This window comes from Modestobacter sp. URMC 112, assembly GCF_053502575.1.
Map to the genome: position 1 here is coordinate 1,863,509 of NZ_CP199957.1, position 24,900 is coordinate 1,888,408.

At 70.7% G+C, this 24,900-nt stretch carries 21 protein-coding genes; 15 read left to right on the top strand and 6 right to left on the bottom strand.

All coding sequences use genetic code 11. The features are described 5' to 3' along the window. Positions 1-296: 296 nt before the first annotated feature. Positions 297-731, top strand: a complete 435-nt coding sequence (locus ACWIX6_RS08775) for a potassium channel family protein (protein ID WP_448616461.1) — start codon at positions 297-299, stop codon at positions 729-731. A gap of 215 nt (positions 732-946) precedes the next feature. Here the strand turns inward: ACWIX6_RS08775 and ACWIX6_RS08780 are convergent, their stop codons facing one another. Together ACWIX6_RS08780 and ACWIX6_RS08785 are read right to left on the bottom strand one after the other, a co-directional pair. Further along, positions 947-1,183, bottom strand: coding sequence for a hypothetical protein (locus ACWIX6_RS08780; RefSeq protein WP_448616462.1), 237 nt, complete (start codon positions 1,181-1,183; stop codon positions 947-949). A gap of 890 nt (positions 1,184-2,073) precedes the next feature. Then, a complete protein-coding gene (locus tag ACWIX6_RS08785; protein ID WP_448616463.1) occupies positions 2,074-5,280 on the bottom strand; it encodes a helix-turn-helix transcriptional regulator in 3,207 nt (1,068 codons plus the stop codon). Between the two features lie 14 nt (positions 5,281-5,294). Between ACWIX6_RS08785 and ACWIX6_RS08790 the strand changes: the two genes are divergently transcribed. Both ACWIX6_RS08790 and ACWIX6_RS08795 read left to right on the top strand, forming a co-directional pair. Then, positions 5,295-6,014: an alpha/beta fold hydrolase gene (locus ACWIX6_RS08790; RefSeq protein ID WP_448616464.1), complete on the top strand. Its 720-nt coding sequence runs from the start codon at positions 5,295-5,297 to the stop codon at positions 6,012-6,014. Positions 6,015-6,016: 2 nt separating this feature from the next. Further along, a complete protein-coding gene (locus ACWIX6_RS08795) occupies positions 6,017-6,982 on the top strand; it encodes an alpha/beta hydrolase (RefSeq protein ID WP_448616465.1) in 966 nt (321 codons plus the stop codon). Between the two features lie 1,094 nt (positions 6,983-8,076). Here ACWIX6_RS08795 and rraA read toward each other — a convergent pair. Genes rraA through ACWIX6_RS08810 form a run of 3 tightly spaced genes read right to left on the bottom strand, consistent with a single transcriptional unit; the run spans position 8,077 to position 10,488 of the window. Continuing rightward, positions 8,077-8,553 (bottom strand): ribonuclease E activity regulator RraA, encoded by a 477-nt coding sequence (gene rraA, locus ACWIX6_RS08800; protein ID WP_448616466.1) that lies wholly within the window; start codon positions 8,551-8,553, stop codon positions 8,077-8,079. A 43-nt stretch (positions 8,554-8,596) separates the two neighbouring features. After that, the gene (locus ACWIX6_RS08805; RefSeq protein ID WP_448616467.1) at positions 8,597-9,748 is read right to left on the bottom strand and encodes an MFS transporter; all 1,152 of its coding nucleotides are present in this window, start codon (positions 9,746-9,748) and stop codon (positions 8,597-8,599) included. 50 nt (positions 9,749-9,798) lie between these two features. Beyond that, positions 9,799-10,488 carry a GntR family transcriptional regulator gene (locus ACWIX6_RS08810; protein ID WP_448616468.1) on the bottom strand — a complete coding sequence of 230 codons (690 nt, stop codon included), beginning with the start codon at positions 10,486-10,488 and terminating at the stop codon, positions 9,799-9,801. A 316-nt stretch (positions 10,489-10,804) separates the two neighbouring features. On the opposite strand from ACWIX6_RS08810, the gene ACWIX6_RS08815 reads away from it, so the two are divergent. From ACWIX6_RS08815 to acnA, 10 genes are all read left to right on the top strand, one after another. Next, the gene (locus ACWIX6_RS08815; protein WP_448616469.1) at positions 10,805-11,902 is read left to right on the top strand and encodes an ABC transporter substrate-binding protein; all 1,098 of its coding nucleotides are present in this window, start codon (positions 10,805-10,807) and stop codon (positions 11,900-11,902) included. Between the two features lie 160 nt (positions 11,903-12,062). After that, positions 12,063-13,838, top strand: a complete 1,776-nt coding sequence (locus ACWIX6_RS08820) for an ABC transporter permease (RefSeq protein ID WP_448616470.1) — start codon at positions 12,063-12,065, stop codon at positions 13,836-13,838. Beyond that, positions 13,831-14,958 carry an ABC transporter ATP-binding protein gene (locus tag ACWIX6_RS08825; RefSeq protein WP_448616471.1) on the top strand — a complete coding sequence of 376 codons (1,128 nt, stop codon included), beginning with the start codon at positions 13,831-13,833 and terminating at the stop codon, positions 14,956-14,958. Before ACWIX6_RS08820 ends, ACWIX6_RS08825 begins: the two co-directional genes overlap by 8 nt. 85 nt (positions 14,959-15,043) lie before the next feature. Further along, complete coding sequence (locus ACWIX6_RS08830) at positions 15,044-16,132, top strand: isocitrate/isopropylmalate dehydrogenase family protein (protein ID WP_448616472.1); 1,089 nt, start codon at positions 15,044-15,046, stop codon at positions 16,130-16,132. A gap of 36 nt (positions 16,133-16,168) precedes the next feature. Beyond that, a complete protein-coding gene (locus ACWIX6_RS08835) occupies positions 16,169-16,843 on the top strand; it encodes an AroM family protein (RefSeq protein WP_448616473.1) in 675 nt (224 codons plus the stop codon). Further along, the gene (otnK, locus tag ACWIX6_RS08840) at positions 16,840-18,114 is read left to right on the top strand and encodes a 3-oxo-tetronate kinase (RefSeq protein ID WP_448616474.1); all 1,275 of its coding nucleotides are present in this window, start codon (positions 16,840-16,842) and stop codon (positions 18,112-18,114) included. Before ACWIX6_RS08835 ends, otnK begins: the two co-directional genes overlap by 4 nt. Next, complete coding sequence (otnC, locus tag ACWIX6_RS08845) at positions 18,111-18,740, top strand: 3-oxo-tetronate 4-phosphate decarboxylase (protein ID WP_448616475.1); 630 nt, start codon at positions 18,111-18,113, stop codon at positions 18,738-18,740. The genes otnK and otnC overlap by 4 nt, the downstream gene beginning before the upstream one ends. Next, entirely contained in the window at positions 18,737-19,804 is a 1,068-nt protein-coding gene (locus ACWIX6_RS08850; protein WP_448616476.1) for an Ldh family oxidoreductase, read from the top strand. Before otnC ends, ACWIX6_RS08850 begins: the two co-directional genes overlap by 4 nt. Continuing rightward, entirely contained in the window at positions 19,804-20,121 is a 318-nt protein-coding gene (locus tag ACWIX6_RS08855) for a putative quinol monooxygenase (protein ID WP_448616477.1), read from the top strand. The genes ACWIX6_RS08850 and ACWIX6_RS08855 overlap by 1 nt, the downstream gene beginning before the upstream one ends. Next, on the top strand, positions 20,118-22,928 hold the full coding sequence (acnA, locus tag ACWIX6_RS08860) for an aconitate hydratase AcnA (RefSeq protein ID WP_448616478.1): 2,811 nt from the start codon (positions 20,118-20,120) through the stop codon (positions 22,926-22,928). The genes ACWIX6_RS08855 and acnA overlap by 4 nt, the downstream gene beginning before the upstream one ends. A gap of 30 nt (positions 22,929-22,958) precedes the next feature. Here the strand turns inward: acnA and ACWIX6_RS08865 are convergent, their stop codons facing one another. Next, positions 22,959-23,843 (bottom strand): GntR family transcriptional regulator, encoded by an 885-nt coding sequence (locus tag ACWIX6_RS08865; RefSeq protein ID WP_448616479.1) that lies wholly within the window; start codon positions 23,841-23,843, stop codon positions 22,959-22,961. 204 nt (positions 23,844-24,047) lie between these two features. On the opposite strand from ACWIX6_RS08865, the gene ACWIX6_RS08870 reads away from it, so the two are divergent. Both ACWIX6_RS08870 and ACWIX6_RS08875 read left to right on the top strand, forming a co-directional pair. Continuing rightward, complete coding sequence (locus ACWIX6_RS08870; protein WP_448616480.1) at positions 24,048-24,377, top strand: putative quinol monooxygenase; 330 nt, start codon at positions 24,048-24,050, stop codon at positions 24,375-24,377. Then, positions 24,374-24,877: a cupin domain-containing protein gene (locus ACWIX6_RS08875; RefSeq protein ID WP_448616481.1), complete on the top strand. Its 504-nt coding sequence runs from the start codon at positions 24,374-24,376 to the stop codon at positions 24,875-24,877. The genes ACWIX6_RS08870 and ACWIX6_RS08875 overlap by 4 nt, the downstream gene beginning before the upstream one ends. Positions 24,878-24,900: the final 23 nt, after the last annotated feature.

Below are 24,900 nucleotides of genomic sequence, written 5' to 3' on the forward strand. Positions count from 1 at the left end.
CGGACCGCAGGTTCCGACCCGACGCCAGGGCGGCCGCCGCCCGCCACGCCGTCTCAGCAAGGCTCGCACAGCAGGTCGCCGCCCCCGTGACCTCGAGTGCCCCGGTTCGGGCGATCCCCCGCCCGGCGGCGCTTCGCCGGGGTGTCCTCGGGGGATCGGTCCTGATGGACCGATGCCTGCCAGGTAGCAGGCGGTGACCACCACTCCGACGCTGTGCCTCGCGGCCGTCCGCGGAGAATGGTGGGGTGACCTCTCCGCGACGAGTGACGTGGACTGTGGTCGTTCGCCTCTCCCTCGTGGTGACGATCGTGGCGGGCCTGGTGGTGCTGGGCGGCGGAACCGCGTTCTGGTGGGTGGAGCGCGGGCTACCGGGGAGCACCTTGCAGTCGTGGGGTGATGCGGTGTGGTGGTCGGTGACCACCATGACGACAGTGGGCTACGGCGACCACGTTCCCGTGACGACGACGGGTCGTCTGATCGCCACCGGTGTGATGGTGGCGGGAGTGGCGATCATCGGTGCCGTGGCAGCGGTCGTCGCCTTGGCGGTGGCCTTCCGAGTCGCCGTTGCGGAAGAGCGGGCGATGGAGGCGGAGGCGGAGGTCCTCGAGCGTCGTCTCGAGGTACGCCTGGCCAGGATCGAGGCCCAACTCGCCAGCCTGGACGCGGTCCTACGAACGTGGTCGCCGGATGTCCTCGGTGACGGCAGCGTCGACGGAAGGCGCGAGCGGTGAGCAAGCGCAGCGATGTTCGTTCCTGACCACGGTCGCGGTGCTGACCGGCAGATGAGTCGCCAGGGATCGCAGGATCAGCCGCGACGGGTCCGCCCTCGCCCTACGCGGGACCGCGCTACGTCGTCGTGGTGTCCCGGCGCGGCTGCGCCGGGACAGCACGACTCCCTGAGGGGGCGTCACAGCCGCCTCAGGGGTTCGTTCATCAGCTGGCTCGATCAGCGGCTGAGCCGGGACTTGAGCAACTGCTTGCCCTGCTCGGCGCCCTTGCGGCTCTCTGCCTGCGCCTTGCGGAAGAGGTCGGCGACTTCGCTGTCGCCATCGCGGTCGGCGTCCTGGACGTAGGTCTCCAGCCGGAGCGCATTGCTCAGGCACTGCTCGGTGAACCAGATGAGGTTGTAGTCCTTGTCCTGCGTACCGGTCACCTGTCCGGTCTCCTGGCCACCAGTGGTCATGTGCCCACTCCTTCGCTTCAGTGAGGCACCCGGTCTACTCGCCTGCGGACAACTACGTCTACTCCTGCTTGCCTGGCGTTGCTCCTCCCACGCGCCCGATGCCCGAACAGTGCTGGGCACCGTCGTCCGGCCGTCGACAGCGGGGTCGTCCAGGACACGCCGACCCCCGCCCGAGTTCGCCGGAACGCCGCCCCCCGCCCGAACCGGGCGTGCGGCCGCGAGTTGAGCGAATCGTGATCGGCAACGCTCCGCTCGCCCTTCGCTCTCGGAGGTCGTCGAGCGGCCCACCGGTCGCACCCCGCCGTCCGCACATGCTCGCCGAGCACGGAGTACGCCGACGAGGCCGAGGAGCGAGGCGTCAGCCGAGTCGGTGAGCGCCTCGTCACTCGGGGATCCTCGGTGCCGTCCGGTCAGGGCCCGGAGCTGGGAGTGCGAGCACTCCACTGCTGAGTCAGGCCGGGTCGGCTGCCGGCTTTTTAGCCCGGCGGGGCTGCACACGCATCGGCTCGCCCGGCATCTTCGGGGTGCACACCCCCTCAGCGCTGTGTATCGCGGTGAAAGCGCAGGTCGGCCGCGAGCGTAAGTCGGAAGGTTATCGGGCGAATCCGCAGAGCCCCCGAAGTCCCCAACGGCGCTGTGACGGCCTGCCAGGCTCCGCTGGATGTCCGGACAACTCCCGGACAGGCGGCGAGGCATCTCGACCCACCCGCCTGACCAGGCAGAACCGGGAGCAGTCCCGTCTGGGCGTAGCCGTGAACTGCCCACGTGAAGACCCGAACGGAAAGGAGCGCTTCCTGTGATCGCCCAGGTTCGAACGCGTCGACGCACGCGCGTGCCGCCGGTCGGCGTCGGACGCTGCGGAGCCGGGAGACAAGACCACCAGGCGGGGGTCAGGGCGTTGGCATCCCGAGGGCACGGCCCTCGTCGGGCCGTTCCCCGTCGGCTTCGTACAGAGCATCCCTCAGAGCGGCGCGGGACGCGATGCCGAGCTTGGGGAACAGCTTGTAGAGGTGCGCACCCACTGTTCGGGGCGAGAGGTACAGCTGGCGACCGATCTGCTTGTTGGACAGTCCGGAAGCCGCGAGACGAGCGATGCGCAACTCCTGCGACGTCAAGGCGGCCACTCCACGCTCCGGGCCGTCGTGCCGATGCGTCACTCCGGTGGCGCGCAGCTCGTTCTCGGCTCTGTCCGCCCACGGGTGGGCGCCGAGCTTCCGGAAGAGCTCCAGGGCTGCGGTCAGTTGGATGCGGGACAGAGCGGTGGCCCGCTGTCGTCGTAGGTGTTCGCCGTAGGCCAGCGAGATCCGGGCCCGCTCGAAGACGTGGGTACCGGCTCCAGGCGCAGAGAGTGCTCGCTCGAACAGTCCGGCAGCGTCCTCTTCCGGTGCTACGAGGGCCAGCGCACCGGCAAGGAGGAGAGCGAAGCGGGGGCGTGCAGCGAATAGCGTGGCCCGCTGCATGGCCGCGACGTGTGCCACCGCATCTGCGTGGCGCCCCGTGTGCACGGCTGCCTCGACGAGGTCGAGAGCGACGCAGGGAGCGACCGGGGCATGAGCGGCGAAGGTGCCGGCGGAGCTGATCGCGGTCATCTCCCGGTAGGCACTTTCGAAGTCACTCCGGGTGAGGGCCGACAATCCGCGGATCCGGTGCGCAAAGTCGACGAAGACCCCTACGCCACGCGGGACCGCCCAGTCGACCAGCTCCCGCGCGAGGGACTCCGCCCTCCCGTCGTCGCCGCGGGCCGCAGCGACGAGGGCCTCGCAGTAGACGCCCGGCAACGTGATGATGCGATACCCGAGGCCCTCGCCCCACGCGACACCCTCGTCCGCTGTCCGCTCGGCCTCGTCCCAACGACCCGCGTCGAAGGCCTCGTGGCACAACATCATCAGGGCGTTGACGGCGGACGCCACGGCGCCGCCCTCTCGTCCGTCTCTCACGACTCTCAGGAGGGCCGGACGGGAGCTGGCCAGGCGATCCGCGTAGAAGGCCGCGATGGCGACCCGGACGATGTGGCTGGGGTCGGTGCCGGCGTTGCCTTCGGCCACGAGTCGATCGAGCCGCGCGAAGTCGCCTGGTGCGGCGCTGATGGGATCGGCGAAAACGGTCCTCGACACAGCGAGGACCGGCGGGGCATCCGAGCCCAACGCGTCGAGTGTTCGCTCGAAAGGACGCCAGAACTCATCTCGCCCGCCGAAGTGGCACACCAGCATCAAGCTGTGCAGAGCGTCGTTGACGCGATCGGCGGACGCCCCCTCTGTCATGGCGTGGTCGATGGCTCCCACGAGGACCAGGTGCGCGGTTTCGACGTCACCTTCTCCGTTCAACAGGTGGTGCGCCGCTGCGGCGGCTATCTCGAGGGAGCCCGTGGTGTCCGGGTCGGCGGTGCGCGCCTCGGTCAGCAGCAGCGGGACGTTCCGCAGCTCGCCCGTGGAATCGGCGCCCTCGAACGCGGCGGCGGCAAGGCGACGTGCGCGGTCGGCGCCGGGCGGGGTCAGTTGTGCCGCCTGCAGCAAGACCTTCACAGCGCGGACGACGTCGCCCTTGCGTCTGGCGTGCTGGGCCGCCACCTCGAGCAGGTCGGCTGCCCGTCGGTCCGGACCGACAGCGGCCGCCGCCAGGTGCCATGCGCATTCCTCCGGTCGATCGATCAACACGTCGGCCAGAGCCGCGTGCGCGCGCCGCAGCTCAGCGCTGGTCGACAAAGCGACCACGGTCGACCCGATCAGCGGATGTCGAAGGGTGATGCGGTCGAGCTCGAGATCGATGCGAACCAGCCGGGCGCGCTCCGCGGGTGCCAGCTCGTCCAGCCAACGATCGTCCCCTGCAGCGGCTCGCAACGTGTTCAGGTCCCCGGTCCCGTCCAGCGCAGTGAGCACCAGCAGCCGGCGGGTCGGAGCGGGCAGGTCGGCGAGCGGTCGCGCGAAGACCTTGTGCACCTGGGCGCTGAGGGGAAAGGCGGGAGGCGGGCCCTCGAAGCCACGTCGCCGCTCGGCCCCGAGTACTGCGGGCAGTTCGAGGAGGGCGAGCGGGTTCCCCGCGGACGCGGTCAGGACGCGCTCCCGAAGCTGGCTCTCGAGTGTCGGGAAGCCGGCGAGCAGGAGATCGCTCGATGCCTGCCGGTCCAGAGGTCGCACATCGATCTGCGGGAGGTCGGCGTGGAGCAGTGGACAGTCGCTACCGGTCCGCGCCGCAGCGAGGAAACCTATGCGGCTGGCATCCAGGCGACGGGCCGCGAAACCGAGGACCCGCACGCTCGAACCGTCCAACCAGGGCAGGTCGTCGACGATCGCCAGCACCGGGCGGGTCTCGGCGGCCCGGCCGAGCAGCCCCAGAGCGGCGGCCGACACCAGGAGGCGTCGGGGAGCGGGACCCGCACCGAGTCCTAGTGCCACGGTCAGAGCTTCCCGGTGCGGTGCGGGAAGGTCCTCCAGGTGCCCCAGGAGCGGCAACAGCAGCTGGTGCAACCCGGTGAAACTCATTTCGGCCTCGAACTCGACACCCGCGGCCCGGACGACCGTCACGCCGACCGACCGGCCCTCGTGCTCTGCCGCGTCGAGCAGCGCTGACTTGCCGACCCCGGGATCCCCGGTCACGAGCATCGCCGCCCCGAAGTCGGCGGCCTTGTGCACGAAGGACCGCAGGGCAGCGCTTTCCACGTCCCGACCCAGGAGCGGCGGCCCGGTGCTCCGATCGGAAGCCAGGACCTCAAGCACTGAACCCCCTCGGAGACGTCTTCGCTTGGCTGGCGCGACGCCGGCGAAGCACCGCCGATCAGCAGGAGTACTGCGGAGGTGGCGAGAGTCTCTCGCATTCACAGATCTGCTCACCAGGTCAAGGCACACCGTGGCAAGAACTTGGGTCGGTTGACAGATGCTTGTCGGATCGGCGCCCTGCCATCGGCGACGAAGGCTCGAGCCGCCTGCTTCCTCGCGTCGTCCTGGCCGGACAACTGGAGCCGAGCGGACGCGTCGGCACGTGCCCGTCGACCGCCTGGGCTGCCCGGGCCTTGAGTCAGCCAACCGATGTCTGCCTGGCGACCGTCGCAGAAGACTCGGCTGCGTACACAGCCGGGCGGCCGACCGCGCCGCCGTCGTCACGCCAAGGAGCCGCTATGAAGTCGACCGTCGTCCTGGTGCATGGTGCGTACGCCGAGTCGTCGAGCTGGAACGACGTGATCGGCCCCTTGCAGAGCGAAGGGCATCGAGTCATCGCCTGGGCTGCCCCACTGCGGGGGCTGGCCCGGGACGCCGTCGCGCTCAGCGACCTCGTGCGCAGCGTCGAGGGCCCGGTGGTCCTCGTCGGTCACTCCTTCGGCGGGGCGCTGATGACCAACGTCGCCGCAGACGCCGGAGACGTGCAAGCGCTCGTCTTCGTGGCCGGCTACGCGCTGCTCCCCGGCGAGAGCTGCGGCGACGCCTCCGCCCTCGCGCCGGGAGGGACCCTGGGGCCGGCGCTGCTGCGGGTGCCCCTCTCGGACGGCGCGGTGGACACCTACATCGATGCGGCCAAGTACCACCACCAGTTCGCCGATGACCTCCCGGAGGAGCAGACGGCGGTGATGGCGGTGACCCAGCGACCGGTGACGGAGGCGGCGCTGTTCGAACCGTCAGGGGACACGCCGCTGTGGCGCACCGTCCCGAGCTGGTTCATCTTCGGGGAACTCGACCTCAACATCCCGGTCGGGGCCCACCGCATCATGGCCGAGCGGGCCGGGGCCCGCCGGACGGTGGAGATCGCCGGTGCCTCCCACGTGGTGGGCATGTCGCACCCAACCGAGACGGTGCAGATGATCCTCGAGGCGGCGTCCGCTTCGTCGCCGGTCGGTGCCTGACCATGACCATGCAGATGACCCGCCCCGTCGTCCTGGAGAAGGCAGCTCAGGAGTTCGCTGACGCGACAGCGCAACCACCGCAGCTCTACGAGCTGACGCCGGATGCAGCCCGCAAGATCCTCGACGACGTCCAGGCGGCTCCTGTCGACAAGCTGCCGGTCGACGACGAGTGGGTCACCGTCGAGGCGTCGGTCGGCGATGTCCGGGTGCGGATCGTGCGTCCTCAAGGCGCGGACCGGCCTTTGCCTGCAGTTCTCTACATGCACGGCGGCGGCTGGATCCTCGGCAACGCCGGAACCCACGACCGATTGGTGCGTGAGCTGGCCGTGGGCGTCCAGGCGGCGATCGTCTTCGTCGAGTACGACCGGTCCCCTGAAGCCCGCTACCCGGTGGCCATCGAGCAGGGCTATGCGACGGCTCAGTGGATCGGCCGAGAAGGTGGCGCGCACGGGATCGACACGTCCCGGCTCGCCGTCGCGGGGGACTCGGTCGGCGGCAACATGACCGCTGCGCTCGCGCTGATGGCCAAGGAACGGGGCGACGTCACCTTCGTCCACCAGTCCATGTACTACCCGGTGACCGACGCGGCGATGGACACAGATTCCTACCGGCAGTTTGCGACCGGGTACTTCCTGACCGCGAGGACCATGGCCTGGTTCTGGGACGCCTACGTGCCGGACGTGGCCCAGAGAGGGGAGATCACGGCATCGCCGCTACGGGCCAGCCCGGAGCAATTGACGGGGCTCCCGCCAGCCTTCGTCGCCGTCGACGAGGCCGACGTGCTGCGGGACGAGGGGGAGGCCTACGCCGCCGCGATGAGAGCGGCCGGCGTGGCGGTGACGACCGTCCGCTACGACGGCATCACACACGACTTCATGATGCTGAACCCCCTCAGCGCCACGAAGGCCACTCGCGGGGCGATCGCACAGGCCATCAGCATCCTGCGCGGGGCGCTCGGGACCGGGTGACGGAGGGAGGCTCACGCGACTAGGTCTGCGGTATGCGGAGCTCCTCGGAGGGATGCGGCCCTGGTCCACCCCGATGGACCAGGGCGGCCACGGGTCTTCCCGGCGCGCGACTGGACCCTCGCTGGCCACGGGGACGCACGACACGCAACGAGCAGCCAGGACGGCCACTGGGACTGTGGCCAAGGCGAGCCGGATTGCTCAATCGACTCGCGACCGTCCGGGCGCACGAGTGGCGACGGGAGCTCGCTGACGGTCAAGCGCAAGCCGTTGGTCCGCTTGCCGAGTCACCCCAGCGCTCCGAGCCAGGCCGGAGGGGATCAGGACCAGGCACTGAAGCCGCCTGGGGACATACGGAGCAATGCCTCCGCGGCTGCGGTCGATGAGCTGGCGAGGGTCATCCGGTACTCGCCCTACGCGGGCCACTCGTCGGATGTGACGGCTCGGCCGACGGGATGACAGCCGGCGGCTGTGGAACCGCATGACGCCGGGGGAGGGGCGGACGCCACTGCCGAAGGCCCCGCGAGGGATGGCGATCTAGATCGTCGCGCCGGCCGGTGTCCGCCATGCAGGGGCGGCAGGCTCGGAGTGAGCGATGGCGGCGAGGACTGCCCGAGCGGCGTCGACTGTCACGGCAGGCGCCCCATGGGGAGCGCTCGGGCTCCGAGAAGCCGGCCGGCTGGGCGCCCGGGTCCAATAGGCATTCTCGGACGTCCGCAGGTTCCCCCACCGGGTCTTGACTGGAGGTCTTCTGAAGGATGACTGGAGAACCGGGATTTCCCGGCGAATAGCACAGTGCCTACCCTGCGCTTGGCGTGGATCAGGCGTCTTCGCTGGCAGGACGCCTGGCCCGGCTGGGCTGGACCCGCATCGGCTCACCAGGCATCTTCGGGGAGCGGGACCCGTAAGCGCTGTCCAGGGCGGTGAAGCCGCAGGTCGCGCATGAGTGTGAGCGGGTGGGTTATCGGGCGAGTTCTCGCGCCCTGGTTGTGATGTCTCACGACATCCCGGACGCCCGGACCCACAGATGGTGGGTTGGGGCGCCCGTCGTCCCGGGATGCGTCGCGGGGCGGGGGAGGGGCCGGTTGCTCGACCTCTCAGACAGTGACCGGCAGCACGACCACGCCGTCGTCGTCGGACCAGACCTGGTCGCCGGGGTGGAACGTGGTGCCGCCGAAGGTGACTGGGACGTCACGGTCCCCCGACCCGGTCTTGGTGCTCTTGCGCGGGTTCGAGCCGAGCGCCTTGATGCCCACGGGGACGGTCTCGAGCACCGCGACGTCGCGGACCGCACCGTGGATGATGACTCCCGCCCAGCCGTTGTCAGCGGCGATCGTGGCGATGTTGTCGCCCATCAGGGCCCGGTGCAGCGATCCGCCGCCGTCGACGACGAGGACGCGGCCCTCGCCCGGCTGCTGCACGATCGACTTGAGCAGGGCGTTGTCCTCGAGGCAACGGACGGTGGTGACCGGCCCGGCGAAGCTGCGGTGGGCACCGAACTGGCGGAACTGCACGTCGCAGGATGCCAGCTCGTCGCCGTGCTCGTCGTACAGGTCGGCCGTCGTGAACTCCATGGGGACTCCTCCGTCTGTCGTGTCCATCGATGGGTGGTGCGGGTCAGGTGGTGGTCGGGGGTCCGGTCTCTCCAGCGAATCCCCGGGCGAGGTTGGCGACGACCGTGAGAGCGACGGCGGTCGTCCAGAGGACCCCGGCGGCGCCCACGCCGGCGGCGACAGCTCCGACCGCACTGGGTATGACCACCTGCCCGAGCCGGTTGCCGGTCAGCCGCAGGGACATGGCCCGGCCCCGCATGCCGGCCGGCGCCGACGTCGCCAGCCAGGCCATGGTCAAGGGCTGTCCGACGCCCAGGCCGAGGCCGAGCAGGACCACCAGGCCCGCCATGGCGACCGGCGGCAGCGGCAGCCCGAGCGCGGCCATCGACAGCGCCGACAGGACCGCCGTGCCGATCATGAGCCGGCGCCGGCCCAGCAGCGTGACGAGCCGACCGAGGAACAAGCGGGAGGTCATCGACGCCACAGCCCGGAGGGTCAGCAGCAGCCCGATGAAACCGGCAGCGAGTCCGCGGTCCGCGCCCAGGGCGGGCAGGTAGACCAGCGTGATGTCCACCGCGGCGAGGACGATGGAGCTCACCAACAGCGCCCGCACGAGGCCGGGCAGGCGGACGAGGGTCCGCATGCCGCCGGCCTCCTGTTCCTGCGCCGGGGTCGATCGGGCAGGCATCCTGATGAGCACGGCGCTGAGCGTGAGGAGGACGCCGATGCCGACTGATGCGAGGAACAGCGCGCCGGTGTCCGGGACCTGCTGCTGGCCACCGGCCACGATGATCAGCCCCGGGCCGATGGCCTGCCCGAGCGACGCGGCGAAGGTGTAGTAGCCGAAGGCCGCGTCCAGGGAGCCGCTGGGCGCGGCGTTCGCGACTGCCGCCTGCTGCCCGACGACACAGAGCAGGTGTCCGGTGCCGAGGACGACTATGCCGGCGACCAGGCCGGCCGGAGATCCGCCACCGAGGACGAGGATCCCGGCCGACAGGCTGAGCAGCAGCGCGCCGGCGAGCATCACCCGGCGCTCTCCGAACCGGTCGGTGGCCTGGCCCGAGGGGACCGCCAGCACGAGTGGCACGACGGCGAACGACGCGGCGAGCGCGCCGAGCCATGCAGTCGGGACGTCGAGCTCGATGGCCCGGTAGGTCACGGCGGGGCGGACGACGAAGGTGATGACCTGGGTCAGCACCGAGTGGACCAGCAGCACCCCGAGCAGGCGCCGCCCCGGGACCCCTGCCGTGCCCGCGGCCGCACCCGTCACACGTCGTCCGACGCCGCGCCCGGCTTCGCCAGACGCCAGGCAGACTTCGCGCCCAGGCTGGTCTGGATGTGGGCACGCATCACGTCGGCGGCGGTGTCGGCGTCGCCTTCCTCGATGGCCTGGAACAGCAGCGTGTGCTCATGGGCCTTCATGGCCCGCTCCTCGGCGCTGCGCTCGACCTGCAGACCGTGCCGGCGGTAGCGGTCCGCGGTGTCCCAGAGGCCGTCGAGCATCTCGATGAGCAGCGCATTGTGCGAGGCGCGGTAGATGGCGGTGTGGAAGCGGCGGTGCGCGATGAGCTGGGTGACCGTGGGGTTGCTGGGGAGGGCCTCGAGGCCATCGAGGCTGGTCCGGATCTCGACCAGATCCTGTCGGGTGCGCCGCTCAGCGGCGAGGCCGGCGGCCATGGGATCGAGGGACCGGCGGACCTCCAGGAGGTCCCGCGCCTCCTCGGCGTTCAGCTGGGTCACCCGTGCGTCCCGGTGGGCGTCCAGCTCCACCAGGCCCAGCTGCATCAGCCGCCGCAGCGCCTCACGCAACGGTGTGGTGCTGATGCCGATCTCCCTGGCCAGCACCGCTTGGTTGATCACCGAGCCGGGCTCCAGCTCGCCGGAGAGGATCAGCTCGCGCACCCGGGTGTACGCGAAGTCGCTCTTCGTCGCGTAGAGCTCTGCGGGCTGGGTCATGGTGCCTCCTGTCGGTCAGTCGGTTATAACCCACCGCGCCGTCGAAGCCAAGCGCAACACTCCAGCGTGGTGACGCTACAGACCCGGGGGTTCTGAGACAGACAAGGCTGTCAGGCTGCCTCACCTCCAGTGCGATGTCTGGGTTGAAGGCGATCAGGGCTTGACAGTCATAGGTTATAAGCATCACAGTGGGCTGCCGGCGACAGTGGTGTCGCCCTTTCACTCCAGGAGTCGAACCGTGAGCCACTCATCGCCTCTGCGGAAGCGGTCGCTCGCTCGCCGCGCCGCCGTCGGCCCGTTGTCCGCCCTCGTCGTCATGTCCACGCTCGCTGCCTGTGGTGGCGGCGGGGACACCGAGACCGCTCAGGCCCCGGAGAACGAGATCACCGTGGGTGAGGTGCCGGACTACTACCCCGCGGACTACCAGGAGCTCATCGACGCCTCCAAGGAGGAGGGCGGCGAGCTCGAGATCTACTCGAACACCGACCAGGAGAACTGGGCCCCGATCTTCCGCGACTTCCAGAAGAAGTACGACTGGGTCGAGACCATCAACGCCAACAACCTGGACAGCGACGAGGTCTTCCAGCGCGTCCTCTCCGAGCAGGCCACGGGCGGCAGCCCGGCCGACATCCTGGTGTCCAATGCTGCGCAGGCGTGGGCCGAGTACGGCCAGGACCCCGCGAACGTGATGACGTACGAGTCGCCCGAACTCGGTGAGCTGCCCGACTTCGCCACGCTCATGCCGAACGTGTACGGCTTCTCGATGGACCCCATCGTGATCCCGTACAACACGTCGCTGCTGGCCGAGGCGCCGACCGGCTACGCGGACCTGGCGCGGATCGTCTCCGAGAACCCGGACCAGTTCCAGGACCAGATCACGGTGCGTGACATCGGCGGCGCCTTCGGCTTCACCGTCGCCTACAACCTCATGGAGGGCAATCCCGACCTCTGGTCGTCCATGGAGCAGATCCTGCCGCTGTCGCGCCCGGAGACCAGCTCGGGCACGCAGATCGAGAAGATCGTCGCCGGGGAGTACCAGGCGGGCATCAACATCAACGCCGCGCCCACGTACCCCGTGGTCGAGGACAGCAGTGGACTGCTCGACGTCGTCTTCCCCGAGGACGGCGACGTGGTGCTGCCCCGCGGGATCGGCATCGCCCCGGGGGCGCCTCACTCGGCGACCGCGAAGCTGTTCCTGGACTTCGTGCTGTCGGAGGAGGGCCAGGCGGCCGTGGCCGAGGGCGGTCTCACCGCCTACCGCGAGAGCGTCCAGGCCACCGAGGGTCTGCACACCTATCAGGAGGTCGTGGACGCCGTCGGTGAGGAGAACGTGATCATCGCTCCCTACGAGCTGATCTCCGACGAGGAGATCGCCGCCTTCACCGAGCGGTGGAACGGCCTCCTCGAGGGCTGAGGAAGGACCTCGTCCTCCCCGCCCCTCGCTCCGCTCGGCGTGGGGCCCTGGACGAGGCCATCGAGCCCCTCACCACCGGGGTCCGCGAGCGTCCACGCGCGCCCGCGGACCCCGGGCCCCCACCCGAACCACCCGCCGCCCGGCCGATCGGAGCACCACCATGGCGGTCCTGACCGACCCCCTCGCCGCACCCGCCCTGTCGGGCAACGTCCCCGACATGTCACCGCCCCGCTACCGCCGCATCCTCGGCGCGGGCCGCGAGTCCTGGGTGCACTGGCTCGTCCTCGGGTTCCTGGCGCTGCTCGTGCTGGCGCCGATCGTCCCCACCCTCATCCAGTCCTTCACCGACCGGCCGCTGTACGAGGCGGGCGGCATCCTCACCGCCGACAACTACGGCCGGCTGTTCACCGACGCAGGATTCGGTCGGGTCATCGTCAACACTGCCCTGTTCGCCCTCGGAACGACCGTCCTGACGCTCGTCATCGCCGTACCGATGGCAGTCGTCGTGGTCCGGACGAGGGTCCCCGGCGGCCGCTTCCTGGCCGCCAGCATGCAGTGGCCGTTCTTCATCTCGTCGCTGATCCTCGGCTTCGGCTGGATCACCATGTACGGCCCGGCCGGCTTCGTGAGCACCTGGGTGCGCCAGCTGGTGGGCACCGTGCCGTGGAACCTGTACTCCATCCCCGGGATGGCCATCACCGAGGCCGTCGCGCTGGCACCCATCGCCTACGTCTTCTGCGCCAACGCGCTCCGGCAGTCCGACTCCTCGCTCGAGTCGGCCGCGCAGGTCTGCGGTGCCGGTCCCTTCCGCATCCTCTTCTCCGTCATCGTGCCGATGCTGCGGCCGCCGATGGTGTACAGCTCGATCCTGGTCTTCAGCATGTCGGTGGAGACGCTCAGCGTGCCGCTCCTCTACGGGCAGCCCGTCGGGATCCAGGTCTTCTCGACCTTCCTGTACACCAACGGCCTGCAGTCCATCAACCCGGACTACGGCATCCTCGGGGCTGCATCGGTTCTGATCCTCTTCGTCACGGTCGGGCTGGTCTTCCTCCAGGCGAAGCTGTTGAAGAACGCTCAGCGCTTCGTCTCGGTCCGGGGCAAGGCGACCCGGCCCCGGCAGCTCGACCTCGGCTGGGTGAAGTGGCTCAGCGTCGGCCTGATCGGCTTCTACCTGGTCTTCGGCGCCCTGCTGCCGATCGGCGGACTCGTGTTCCGCTCGTTCACCCGCATCTTCACGCCCCTGCAGTCGCCGTTCCAGTCGCTGACCGGCGACAACTACGACCGCATCGTCACCTACCCGGTGTACGTGCGGTCGATCTACAACAGCCTGATCGTCGCCGGTGTGGGCGCCGTGCTCGTGAGCGCCTTCGCCCTGCTGGCGGTGGTGGTGGCCCGCCGGTCGACCTTCCGGTTCGCGCGGGCGGTGGAGTACCTGTCGCTGGCGCCTCAGGCGATGCCGGGCCTCATCATCGGCATCGGCCTGTTCTGGGCCTTCGCCTACGCGCCCTTCAACGCCGGCGCACTGGTCCAGGGCACGCTGATCGCGCTGATCATCGGCTTCGGTCTCCGGGCGCTCCCCAGTGGATTCGGCTCGATCGCGCCGTCGATCATGCAGATCGGGCAGGAGCTGGACAACGCCGCCCGGGTCTCCGGCGCGGACTGGGTCAAGACGTTCGCGGTCATCCTGCGCAGCTTGCTCACCCCGGCGTTCGTGGGTGCGCTGGTCCTGACCTTCGTGACGATGCTCAAGGAGTACTCGCCGGCGATCTTCCTGGCGTCGGCCGACTCGAACATCATCGGCACGACGATGCTCGAGCTCTGGGTCCAGGGCAACACCGGCTCCGTCGCCGCGCTGGCGACCATCCAGATCCTCATCACGGCCGCCTTCGCCGGCGTCGCCGGACTCCTCCTCAGAAAGGGCCGCAAGGATGCCTGACGTCATCGTCTCCGACCTCCGCAAGCAGTTCGGCGATGTCGCCGTCCTGAAGGGCGTCTCCGTCACGATCAAGGACGGCGAGTTCTTCACCCTCCTCGGGCCGTCCGGCTGCGGGAAGTCCACCACGCTCAACTGCATCGCCGGGCTCGAGCAGCCCACCTCCGGGCGGATCACCGTGGCTGACGAGACGTTCGTCGACACGGAGCGCAAGGTCTTCCTGCCGCCGGAGGCCCGCAACCTCGGCATGGTGTTCCAGAGCTATGCGCTGTGGCCGCACATGTCGATCCGCGACAACCTGGCCATGCCGCTGAAGATCCGGAAGTTGGGCAAGGAGGAGCGGGCCACCCGCATCCACGAGGCGCTGGACAAGGTGGGGCTCGCAGACCTGGGCGATCGCTATCCGCACCAGCTGTCGGGTGGGCAGCAGCAGCGTGTCGCCCTGGCCCGCGCGCTGGTGTACTCCCCGAAGGTGCTGCTGCTCGACGAGCCGCTGTCAAACCTGGACGCCAAGCTGCGCGAGCAGGCCCGCGCGTGGTTGAAGAGGCTGCAGGCCGACCTGGGCATCACGACCGTCTACGTCACCCACGACCAGGACGAGGCCCTGGCCCTGAGCGACCGGATCGCCGTCATGTCGGAGGGCGAAATGGTGCAGGTCGGCACGCCCCACGAGATCTACGAAGCGCCGGCGACGGCGGCCGTCGCCGCCTTCGTGGGCCGGTGCAACTTCCTCCGTGGCGTCGTCACCGACTCGCGGGACGGCCTGGTGGACGTGACGCTGGACGCCAGCGGCGACACGGTCGCGGTGCGCACTCAGGAGTCGGTGCGGACGGGGCAGCAGGTCGTCGTGGCCATCCGGCCGGAGCGGATGGAGATCCTCCCGGCCGACCAGGCTGCCCCCGACGGCTGCTCGACCATCGACGCCGAGGTGCTCTCCAGCTCCTACGTCGGCTCCCGCTACGAGTACGACCTGCGGCTCGGTGACCACATCGTGCAGGTGGAGAGCAAGCGCCAGACCCTGTCGGGCACGGTCCGGTTGGTGCTCGACCCAGCAACCACCCTGCTCTACCCCTCGGCCGAGGTGCCCTCGGCCGAGGCCGAGGAGCTCCTCACCGTCGCCTGACGGATCCGACACCTGCTCATCCCTGGGCCGCGATGTCGCCGTCCCGGCCCAGCGTCCCGCCCCGACCCAGCCACGAGAGGTTCTCATGACCACGCCCGCCCCCCGCACCTACCGACTCGGCGTCCTGCACGGCGACGGCATCGGACCCGAGATCGTCCCCGCGTCCGTCGCGATCGTCGACGCCGCCTTCGCCGCCGCGGGCCTGCCGCCGGTGGCGTGGGAGGAGCTGCCGCTCGGTGCCTCGGCCATCGACACCCACGGGACCGCAGTGCCGGAGTCGACGCTCGAGACCCTGGCCGGGCTGGACGCCTGGCTGCTCGGGCCGCATGACAGCGCCGCCTATCCGGAGCCGCACAAGTCCCGGCTCAACCCGAGCGGGACCATCCGCAAGCACTTCGACCTGTTCGCCAACATCCGTCCGGCCAAGGCCTTCCAGGGCGGCAGCGCCGTCGTCCCCGGCACGGACCTGGTGATCGTCCGCGAGAACACCGAGGGGTTCTACGCCGACCGGAACACCTTCGCCGGGACCGGTGAGTTCATGCCCACCCCGGACGTGGCCATCGCGATGGGGATCATCACCCGGCCGGCCTGCGAGCGGATCGCGCGAGAGGCCTTCGACCTCGCCAGCCGGCGCAGCAAGAAGCTGACGATCGTGCACAAGGCGAACGTGCTCAGGCTGACCACCGGCTTGTTCCGCGACGTCTGCCGGGAGGTCGCCGCTGACTACCCGGACGTGACCGTCGACGACTTCCACATCGACGCGATGACCGTCCACCTGGTGCGCCGGGCGGACACGTTCGACGTGATCGTCACCGAGAACATGTTCGGTGACATCCTGTCCGACCTCGCCGGCGAGATCGCCGGGTCCCTGGGGATCGCCCCGAGCGTCAACTCCTCGGCCACCCACGCGATGGCGCAGGCGTCGCACGGTTCCGCCCCGGACATCGCCGGGCGGGACATCGCCAACCCGATCGCCATGATCCTGTCCACGGCCATGCTGCTGGACTGGCTGGCCGGCAAGCACGACGACGGCCGTCTGGCTGACGCCGCGGACCGCATCGAGCGCGCGGTCGACGCCACCGTGGCCGCCGGCACCGCAACCCGGGACATGGGCGGCGACGCCACCTGCAGCGGCTTCGCCGCTGCAGTCGTCTCAGCCGTCCAGGCCGGTTGAGCGGCCGGACCGACCAGGAGCAAGGAGGACCCGGCGATGACCCCGGCGACGCCGACGGTCGCACTGATCCACGCGACGCCCGCGGCCATGGCGCCCGCCCGCGCCGCTTTCGCCGAGAGGTTCCCCCAGGCGCGTCTGTGGAACCTGCTCGACGACCTGCTGATCAGTCAGGCGGAGGAGGCGGGGGAGATCACCCCGTCCCTCCGCCGGCGGATGGAGCGCCTCATCGAGCAGGCCCGGGACGGAGGCGCCGACGCTGTCCTGCTGACCTGCTCGATGTACGGCTCCGTGGCGCACGAGGTGGCTGCGGCGCAGGCCCCCCTGATGGCCTCCGACGACGCGGTGTTCGCTGCGGTGACGGCGCTCGCCCCTCAGGAGGTCGCGGTCCTGGGGCCGGTGGCAGCCGGTGTCCAGGACACGGTGCGCCGCCTCGAGGAGCACCTGGGTGACGCCTCGACCTCCGTGCGGGGCCTCGTCGTGGACGGCGCTGCGGCGGCCGCGGCCGCCGGCGACCTGCCGTCCCTGGAGGCGTGCATGGTCGAAGCTGCCCGGACCGTCGAGCGAGACGTCGACGCGATCGTCATCGGTCAGTTCTCGATCACGCCCGCAGCGTCCGCGGTCGCCGCGGCGGTGTCCGTGCCGGTGCTCAGCCCTCCCCATCTGGCGGCAGAGACCCTGCGAGCGCAGCTGACCACCGTGGGGAAGGCATGACCTCGTCGCTGCCGGCGCCGCTGCTGGGCTGCATCGCCGACGACTTCACGGGCGCCACGGACGTCGCCGCAGGGCTGCGCCGAGCTGGGCTGCGGGTGGTCCTGCACTTCGGCACACCGGAGCCGGAGCAGACGGTGCCTGCCTGTGATGCGGTGGTGGTGGCGCTGAAGAGCCGGACGATCCCGGCGGCCGAGGCGGTCGAGCAGTCCCTGACCGTCCAGCGGTGGCTGACCGGTCTCGGGATCCCGCGCCTGTACTTCAAGTACTGCTCGACGTTCGACTCCACCGACGCGGGGAACATCGGACCGGTCACCGACGCGCTGCTCGAGGCGGTCGGCGGGGACGTGACGGTGATCTGCCCGGCCACCCCCGAGCACGGGCGCACCGTGTACCAGGGGCACCTGTTCGTCGGCTCGACACTGCTGTCCGAGTCGTCGATGGCGCAGCACCCGCTGACCCCGATGACCGATCCCGACCTGGTGCAGGTCCTGTCCCGACAGACGCCGCACCGGGTGGGGTTGCTCCCGCTGCAGGCACTGCGCGGCGGCACCCGGGCAGCGCAGGGAGCGATGCTGCAGCTGGCGGCCGACGGCGTGCGGCACGTCGTCACCGACGTCGCCGACGACGCCGACCTGGGCACGCTCGCCCCGGCCGTGGCCGAACTCCCGTTGCTGACCGGTGGGGCGGGCCTGGCCCGGGCGGTCGGGGCCGTGCTGCGCCGCGGCGTGGCCCCGGTCGACGGCGGACCGGCGGCGATGCCGGCCGGACCCGCGGTCATCCTGGCCGGCAGCTGCTCGGCCGCCACCCTGGAGCAGGTGGCGCAGGCACGCGCCGTCTTCCCCGCCTACCGCCTCGACCCAGCCGCCACCCCGGACGAGGACGTACTGCTGGCCAAGGCCCGGGCCTGGCTGGAGGAGAACGTCGGCCACGGCTCCGTCCTCCTGTACTCCTCGGCTCCGGCCGCGGAGCGCGCGGCGGGCCTGGCCGCGATGGGACCGGGCATCGCCGAGGTGCTCGAGCGGACACTCGGCGCGCTGGCAGGCGCCGCGGTGCACCTCGGTGTCCGCCGCGTCGTCGTCGCCGGCGGGGAGACCTCTGGCGCGGTGGTGACCGCCCTGGGCGTGCGCTCCGTGGTCGTGCACGGCGAAGAGGACCCCGGCGTGCCGTGGTGCACCACCACCACCGAGCCGCAGCTGTCGCTGCTGCTCAAGTCCGGGAACTTCGGCCGGCCCGACCTCCTGGTCCGCGCCGTGGGCGGAGCCACACGATGACCGACACCGCAGCGGACGTCGTCGCGTTGGGTGCGTCGATGTTCACCCGCGGCCTCACCTTCGGACGGACGGGCAACATCAGCATCCGCGACGGCGAGCGAGTCCTCGTCACGCCGACCGGCGCGAGTCTGGGTGCACTCGGTGACCTCTCCGTCCTCGACCTCGACGGCCGGCACGTCGAGGGGCCGAGGCCGTCGAAGGAGGCGTTCCTGCACGCGGCCGTCTACCGCTCCCGTCCGGACGCCGGTGCCGTCGTGCACCTGCACAGCACCCACGCGGTGGCCGTCTCCTGTCTGGAGGGCCTGCCCTCCGACGACGTGCTCCCTCCGCTGACCGCCTACTACGTGATGCGGGTGGGCACCTTGCCCCTGCTGCCCTACCACGCACCCGGTGACGACGGCCTGGGACCGCTCGCGGAGGAGACGACTCGGCGGCACTCTGCCTTCCTGCTGGCCAACCACGGGCCCGTCGTGGCCGGCGCCGACCTGGCCGCGGCCGCGGACGCGGTGGAGGAGCTGGAGGAGACCGCCCGCCTGTTCCTGCTGCTGCAGGGCCACCGGACCCGCCCGCTGTCTGAGGACCAGGCCGCCGACCTGCGGGCCCGCACCGCTGGGGCGCGCCGATGAGCGGGGCAGACGCGCGGCTCGACGCCGCGGACCTTACCGGGTTCGGCACCCGGGTGCTGGCGTCCCTCGGGGTACCCGAGGACGACGCCCGGCTGGTCAGCGACAGCCTGGTGACCGCCGACATGTGGGGGCATGCCTCGCACGGGATGCTCCGCCTCAGCTGGTACGCCGCGCGGTTGCGCTCGGGCGTCATGACCCCGGTGACGGACCCACGGACGGTCATCGACGCCGGTGCGGTCGCCGTGGTCGACGGGGGCGACGGCGTCGGCCAGATCGTCACCGACCGGGCCTGTCAGGACGCCGTGATCCGGGCCGGGCAGCACGGGGTGGGCGTCGTCGCGGTGCGCAACAGCAACCACTTCGGCACGGCCGCCTACTGGACGCGGCGGATGGCCGCCGCGGGCTGCATCGGCATCCTCACCACCAACGGCAGCCCGGCAATGGCCCCGTGGGGCGGGACGCAGAAGACCGTCGGCGCCAACCCGTGGTCGATCGCCACCCCCGGCGGCAGCTCCGGCCCGGTGGTGCTCGACATCGCCAACACGGGTGTCGCTCGCGGCAAGATCTACGCCGCTGTGCAACGGGGCGAGACCATCCCCGACACCTGGGCGCTGGACTCCGACGGCGCCGTCACCACCGACCCGCACGCGGCGATCGACGGCCTCCTGCTGCCGATGGCCGGTCACAAGGGCTACGGCATCTCGTTCATGATGGACGTCCTGTCCGGCGTGCTGACCGGCAGCGCGTACGCCACCGGCGTCGCCGGGCCCTACGTGCCCGACCGCCGCAGCGGCTGCGGGCACCTGGTCCTGGCGCTGCGCATCGACGCGGTCATCGAGCCGGCCGAGTTCGACCGACGCATCGACGACCTCATCGGCATCACCAAGGCCGTCCCGCTCGCGCAGGGCGCCACCGAGATCTTCTACCCGGGCGAGATCGAGAACCGGGCCGGGGAACGCGCGCAGCGAGATGGCGTCGTTCTGCCGCGCGCGACCGTCGACGAGCTCCGCGAGCTCGGCGCGAGCTGTGGGATCAGCTCCGACCTCCTGGCGGCGACCTCCTGATGCTCACCGTCGTGGTGAACCTCGCCGCGCACGCCGAGCTGCTGGCGGAGTTCGTCGCCGGCATCACGGAGAACGCCCGCGCCTCGCTCCGCGACGAGCCGGGCTGCCTCCGCTTCGACGTTCACCAGCAGGTCGACGACCCGACCCGGTTCGTGCTGCACGAGGTCTACGTCGACGAGGACGCCTTCTACACCGCCCACCGTTCGGCGCCGCACTACGCCGCCTGGCAGCAGGTGGCCGCGCGCTGCGTGGTGCCAGGCACCCACATCAACACGTTCTGCCGGCCGCTCGCGCCGGAGGAGGAAGACACCGCATGAGCACGCAGGGCACAGTCGTCGAGCGCAACAGCTTCGGCACCGCGGGGAAGCTGGCGGTGGGGGAGCGCAGCTACGCCGTCCACCGGCTCGCCGGCATCGCGCCGGAGGGCCTGCCGATCAGCCTCAGGATCGTGCTGGAGAACCTCCTGCGCCACGAGGACGGCGTGCGGGTCACGGCCGAGCAGGTCCAGGCGCTGCTGGCATGGGGCCAGGACGGCGCCGCGGGGGCGGCCGTGGACCTGACCCCGTCCCGGATCTTCCTGCACGACACCAATGGTGTGCCGACGCTGGTCGACCTCGCCGCCATGCGCGACGCCGCGCACGCGCTGCGCGGACGCGCCGGGCTGGTCAACCCGGTCATCCCGTCGGAGCTGGTGGTCGACCACTCGGTGATCGCCGACGTGTTCGGCACCTCAGATGCCTTCGTCCGCAACGTCGAGATCGAGTACGCCCGCAACAGCGAGCGCTACCGGTTCCTGCGCTGGGGCCAGTCGACCCTGCAGAACTTCGCCGTCGTCCCGCCGGGCACCGGGATCATGCACCAGGTCAACGTCGAGTACCTGGCGCGCGTGGTCATGGAGCGGGACGGCTGGGCCTTCCCCGACGTGTGCCTGGGCACCGACTCCCACACCACCATGGTCAACGGCCTGGGGGTGCTCGCCTGGGGCATCGGCGGCATCGAGGCCGAGGCCGCGATGCTGGGGCAGTCGCTGTCGATGCTGCTGCCGCCGGTCGTGGGGGTGCGCCTGCACGGTGCGCTGCCCGAGGGCGCGACCGCCACCGACCTGGTGCTGACGATCACCGAGATGCTGCGTGCGCACGGCGTGGTCGGGAAGTTCGTCGAGTTCTACGGACCGGGCGTCGCGCAGACCTCGCTCGCCGACCGCGTGACCATCGCCAACATGAGCCCGGAGTTCGGCTCCACCTGCGCCTTCTTCCCGATCGACGAGGAGACCCTGAGGTACCTGCGCTTCACCGGACGTGCCGAGGAGCGAGTGACCCTGGTGGAGGCCTACGCCAAGGACCAGGGGCTGTGGCACGACCCGACGGTCGTGCCCCGCTACACCGAGCTGCTGCAGCTGGACCTGGCCGGCGTCGTCCCGTCGCTGGCCGGGCCGAGCCGGCCGCAGCAGCGGGTGCCGCTGGACGGGGCCAAAGAGGGGTTCCGGTCCGCTCTGGCCACGGCGCTGGCCCTGGACGACGCGCCCACGTCCGCCGCCGTCCGCTCCTGGGTGGACGAGGCCTCGCAGGAGTCCTTCCCGGCCAGTGACGCACCCGCCATCGACTCCGAGACGCCCGTCGCCGACCTGCCTGCCATGCCCGCATCTGACGTGCCGGACTCACCGCGGACGTCCGGCACCGTCCCGGTCACCCTGCACGGCCGAGCCGAGGAGCTTGCTCACGGCATTGTCGCGATCGCCGCGATCACGTCGTGCACCAACACGTCGAACCCATCGGTGATGGTGGCTGCCGGCTTGCTGGCGAAGAAGGCCGTCGAGCGGGGACTGCACGCCAGGCCGTGGGTGAAGACCAGCCTGTCGCCCGGTTCCCGGACGGTCACCGACTACCTCGACGAGGCGGGGCTCACCCCGTACCTCGAGCGGCTGGGCTTCCATCTCGCCGGCTACGGCTGCATGACCTGCATCGGGGCATCAGGGCCGTTGATCGAGGAGGTCTCCGCCGCCGTGCACGACCACGACCTCACGGTCGTCTCCGTGCTGTCCGGAAACCGGAACTTCGACGGGCGCATCAACCCCGACGTGCGCATGAACTACCTGGCCTCACCGCCGCTGGTGGTGGCCTACGCCATCGCCGGGACCATGGACGTCGACCTGATGACCGAACCCCTGGGGCTGGGTTCCGACGGAGAGCCGGTGTACCTGCGCGACGTGTGGCCGGAGTCGACAGAGGTCCAGGCGGTCATCGAGGGGTCCATCGACGCAGACATGTTCACCCGCGCCTACGCCGACGTCTTCTCCGGCGACGAACGGTGGCAGGGGCTCGACGCGCCGGTGGGGGAGACCTTCGACTGGGACGACGACTCGACCTACATGCGCCGTCCGCCCTACCTGGACGACATGTCCGCCGAACCGCTCCCGGTTCAGGACATCTCCGGCGCGCGGGTGCTGGTCAAGCTCGGCGACTCGGTGACCACCGACCACATCTCCCCGGCCGGCGCGGTCCCGCCACACACCCCGGCCGGGCAGTACCTGGCCGGCCTCGGTGTGCCACGGTTCGAGCTGAACACCTACGCCTCCCGGCGCGGCAACCACGAGGTGATGATGCGCGGCTGCTTCGCCAACGTGCGGCTGCGCAACCAGCTCGTCCCGGGCAAGGTCGGCGGCTGGACGCAGGACCTGCTCACCGGGGAGATCACCTCCGTCTACGACGCTGCGCTGGCCTACCGCGACGCCGACGTGCCGTCGCTCGTGCTCGCCGGCAAGGAGTACGGGAGCGGCTCCTCCCGGGACTGGGCCGCCAAGGGGCCGGCCCTGCTGGGCGTGCGTGCAGTGCTGGCCGAGTCCTTCGAGCGCATCCACCGGTCGAACCTGGTGGGCATGGGCGTCCTGCCGCTGCAGTTCCTCGATGGCGAGAACGCCGACACCCTCGGGCTCACCGGCAACGAGGTGCTCGACGTCCGGGGCGTGGCCGAGGCGGTGGCCCAGGCCGGCGGGCCGGCGACGGTGACGGTCGTGGCGGACGGTCGGCCGTTCCAGGCCCGCGTCCGCCTCGACACCGCGCGGGAAGCCGACTACTACCGGCACGGCGGCATCATGCGCTTCGTCGTACGCGGTCTGCTCGGCTGAGCCTCGTCACCACCGGTCTCGGCGCTTGCTTCAATCCGGGTCCTGGGTCTTCTCCTCGCCGACGGTGGTGAGGTGATCGTGCATGAAGGCTGCCGCCGCCTGTGTCCGGCCGGCCAGGAGCAGGTCGGCGAGTTCGACGTGTTCGCGGCAGCGCACCATCGCGCGCTCACGCGGCAGCGATCGCCGGTACTCGATCAGCCGCCGCAAGGTGTCGACCCGGCAGAGCGCGTCGGTGAAGAACGGGTTCCGCGCGCACGCGATGACCGCTTCGTGGAACGACCGGTTGAGGTCGAACAGGTCGGTGTTGCCGACGGTCCAGATACCGCCCTCCACGAGTTCCTGCTGTTGCCGCCGTACCTTCTCGATGGCCGAGCGGTCGACCTCGAACGTCGGCTGCAAGATCGCCGCGGGTTCGATGGCCAGCCGGAACCGGTAGCTGTCCTGGTAGGCCGCGAGCGAACTGAGCATCGGGAGGAAGGTCCAGCCGTACCCGGGAAGGCGGTCGATCCAGCCCTCCCCGGAGATGCGCCGCAGCACTCTGCGGAGCTGGGCCGGCGTGAGGTCGTAACGGCGCGACAGGGCCGCCTCGGTGACGCGTTCTGGCAGCAGCCCGTCCAGTCGGTCCCCGACGATGCGGGCATAGAGCTCTTCGTCCACGGTCGCCGGGTGCGGGCGGGTGGTTGCGCTGGGCAGTGTCTCGGGCGCCTGCCGGACGACGTAACCGCCGGCGTCGCTGGGCGCGACCACCCCGTCGTCGGCCAGCAGACGGAGGGCGCCCCGGACGGGGGACCGGGAAACGCGGAGGTGTTCGGCGAGGACCCGCTCCACCAGTCGGGTGCCGGGGGGCATCTGCTCGTCACGGATGTGCTCGACGATGTCGGCAGCGACTCGGCGGGTGAGCTGCGTCGGTGTCACGGTCGCTCCTCTCGCGTCGGTGGGACGGCATCACGGCACGGCGGCTCGGCATGTCGCGCGGGCGTCACACGGAGGGCTGCTGGCGCCGCGGGGCAGCACCAGGGTACGGTCGCACGTGGTATTTCACCACCAAGAAATGCCAGAGCGACAGCTCGCCCAGCGGTGGCGCGCGGTCGTCGGTTCCGTCGATGAGATGAGGTAGCGGTGTTCGCCTTGTGGGTCACAGTGCAGGTGCTCCCGGACAAGCGGGAGGTGTTCCTGGAGGCGATCTCGACGGCGGCCGCCAGCGCGTTGCGCGACGAGCCCGGGTGTCTGACGTTCGACGTCCTCGAACTGGACGCGGACGAACAGCGCTTCGGGTTCTACGAGAAGTACCGTGACGAGGCTGCGTGGGCCGACGAGCACCGCTCCTCGCCGCACTTCAAGGCGTGGCGGGCGGTGGCCGACCAGGTCCTGGTGCCCGGCTCACAGGTGAGAACCCCCGCAACGGTGGTCGCCGCCCCGGGCGCCGTCGAGCCGGGAGGTGCCGCGTGACCACGTCTCAGGCGGCGGGCGAGCAGCCCGTCCCGGCGCCGCACCCGGTCGACTCATCGGCGCAGCCCGCGACCGGCCCGTGTCTGGTCCTGCGCCCAGGGCAGATCGAGGTGTTCGACCGGGGGAGCGGGGTCAAGACCCTGCCGTTCGTCGGGAAGTGGAACACCCCGGCCAACGAGACCAACCGGGTCACCACCGGGATGACGATCTTCGCCCCCGGGACCGCCATCCCGCTGCACTCGCACAACGTCGAGGAGTCCGTGCTGGTCTTCGCTGGCGAGGCCACCGCCGTCATCGGCGAGGAGCGCTTCGACCTCGTCGCCGGCCAGGCGACCTGGGTCCCGGCCGGGATCCCGCACTGCTTCATCAACCGTGGCGACGGGGAGATGACCATCTACTGGGTCTACGGCGGACGCGACATCACCCGCACCGTCACCGCCACCGGCGAGACCTTCGAGCACCTGTCCGCGAGCGACCGCGGCGCCCTCCCCACCAGCTGACGTCCCCTTCAGACCCGGAGAAC

What these genes read in the sequence shown, in the direction of transcription:
- ACWIX6_RS08855 (WP_448616477.1), top strand. Translation starts at nt 19,804, where the DNA reads ATGCTCACCGTCGTGGTGAACCTCGCCGCGCACGCCGAGCTGCTGGCG.
- ACWIX6_RS08850 (WP_448616476.1), top strand. Translation starts at nt 18,737, where the DNA reads ATGAGCGGGGCAGACGCGCGGCTCGACGCCGCGGACCTTACCGGGTTC.
- ACWIX6_RS08820 (WP_448616470.1), top strand. Translation starts at nt 12,063, where the DNA reads ATGGCGGTCCTGACCGACCCCCTCGCCGCACCCGCCCTGTCGGGCAAC.
- ACWIX6_RS08835 (WP_448616473.1), top strand. Translation starts at nt 16,169, where the DNA reads ATGACCCCGGCGACGCCGACGGTCGCACTGATCCACGCGACGCCCGCG.
- ACWIX6_RS08790 (WP_448616464.1), top strand. Translation starts at nt 5,295, where the DNA reads ATGAAGTCGACCGTCGTCCTGGTGCATGGTGCGTACGCCGAGTCGTCG.
- ACWIX6_RS08810 (WP_448616468.1), bottom strand. Translation starts at nt 10,488, where the DNA reads ATGACCCAGCCCGCAGAGCTCTACGCGACGAAGAGCGACTTCGCGTAC.
- ACWIX6_RS08830 (WP_448616472.1), top strand. Translation starts at nt 15,044, where the DNA reads ATGACCACGCCCGCCCCCCGCACCTACCGACTCGGCGTCCTGCACGGC.
- ACWIX6_RS08825 (WP_448616471.1), top strand. Translation starts at nt 13,831, where the DNA reads ATGCCTGACGTCATCGTCTCCGACCTCCGCAAGCAGTTCGGCGATGTC.
- ACWIX6_RS08780 (WP_448616462.1), bottom strand. Translation starts at nt 1,183, where the DNA reads ATGACCACTGGTGGCCAGGAGACCGGACAGGTGACCGGTACGCAGGAC.
- rraA (WP_448616466.1), bottom strand. Translation starts at nt 8,553, where the DNA reads ATGGAGTTCACGACGGCCGACCTGTACGACGAGCACGGCGACGAGCTG.
- ACWIX6_RS08815 (WP_448616469.1), top strand. Translation starts at nt 10,805, where the DNA reads ATGTCCACGCTCGCTGCCTGTGGTGGCGGCGGGGACACCGAGACCGCT.
- otnK (WP_448616474.1), top strand. Translation starts at nt 16,840, where the DNA reads ATGACCTCGTCGCTGCCGGCGCCGCTGCTGGGCTGCATCGCCGACGAC.
- acnA (WP_448616478.1), top strand. Translation starts at nt 20,118, where the DNA reads ATGAGCACGCAGGGCACAGTCGTCGAGCGCAACAGCTTCGGCACCGCG.
- otnC (WP_448616475.1), top strand. Translation starts at nt 18,111, where the DNA reads ATGACCGACACCGCAGCGGACGTCGTCGCGTTGGGTGCGTCGATGTTC.
- ACWIX6_RS08795 (WP_448616465.1), top strand. Translation starts at nt 6,017, where the DNA reads ATGACCATGCAGATGACCCGCCCCGTCGTCCTGGAGAAGGCAGCTCAG.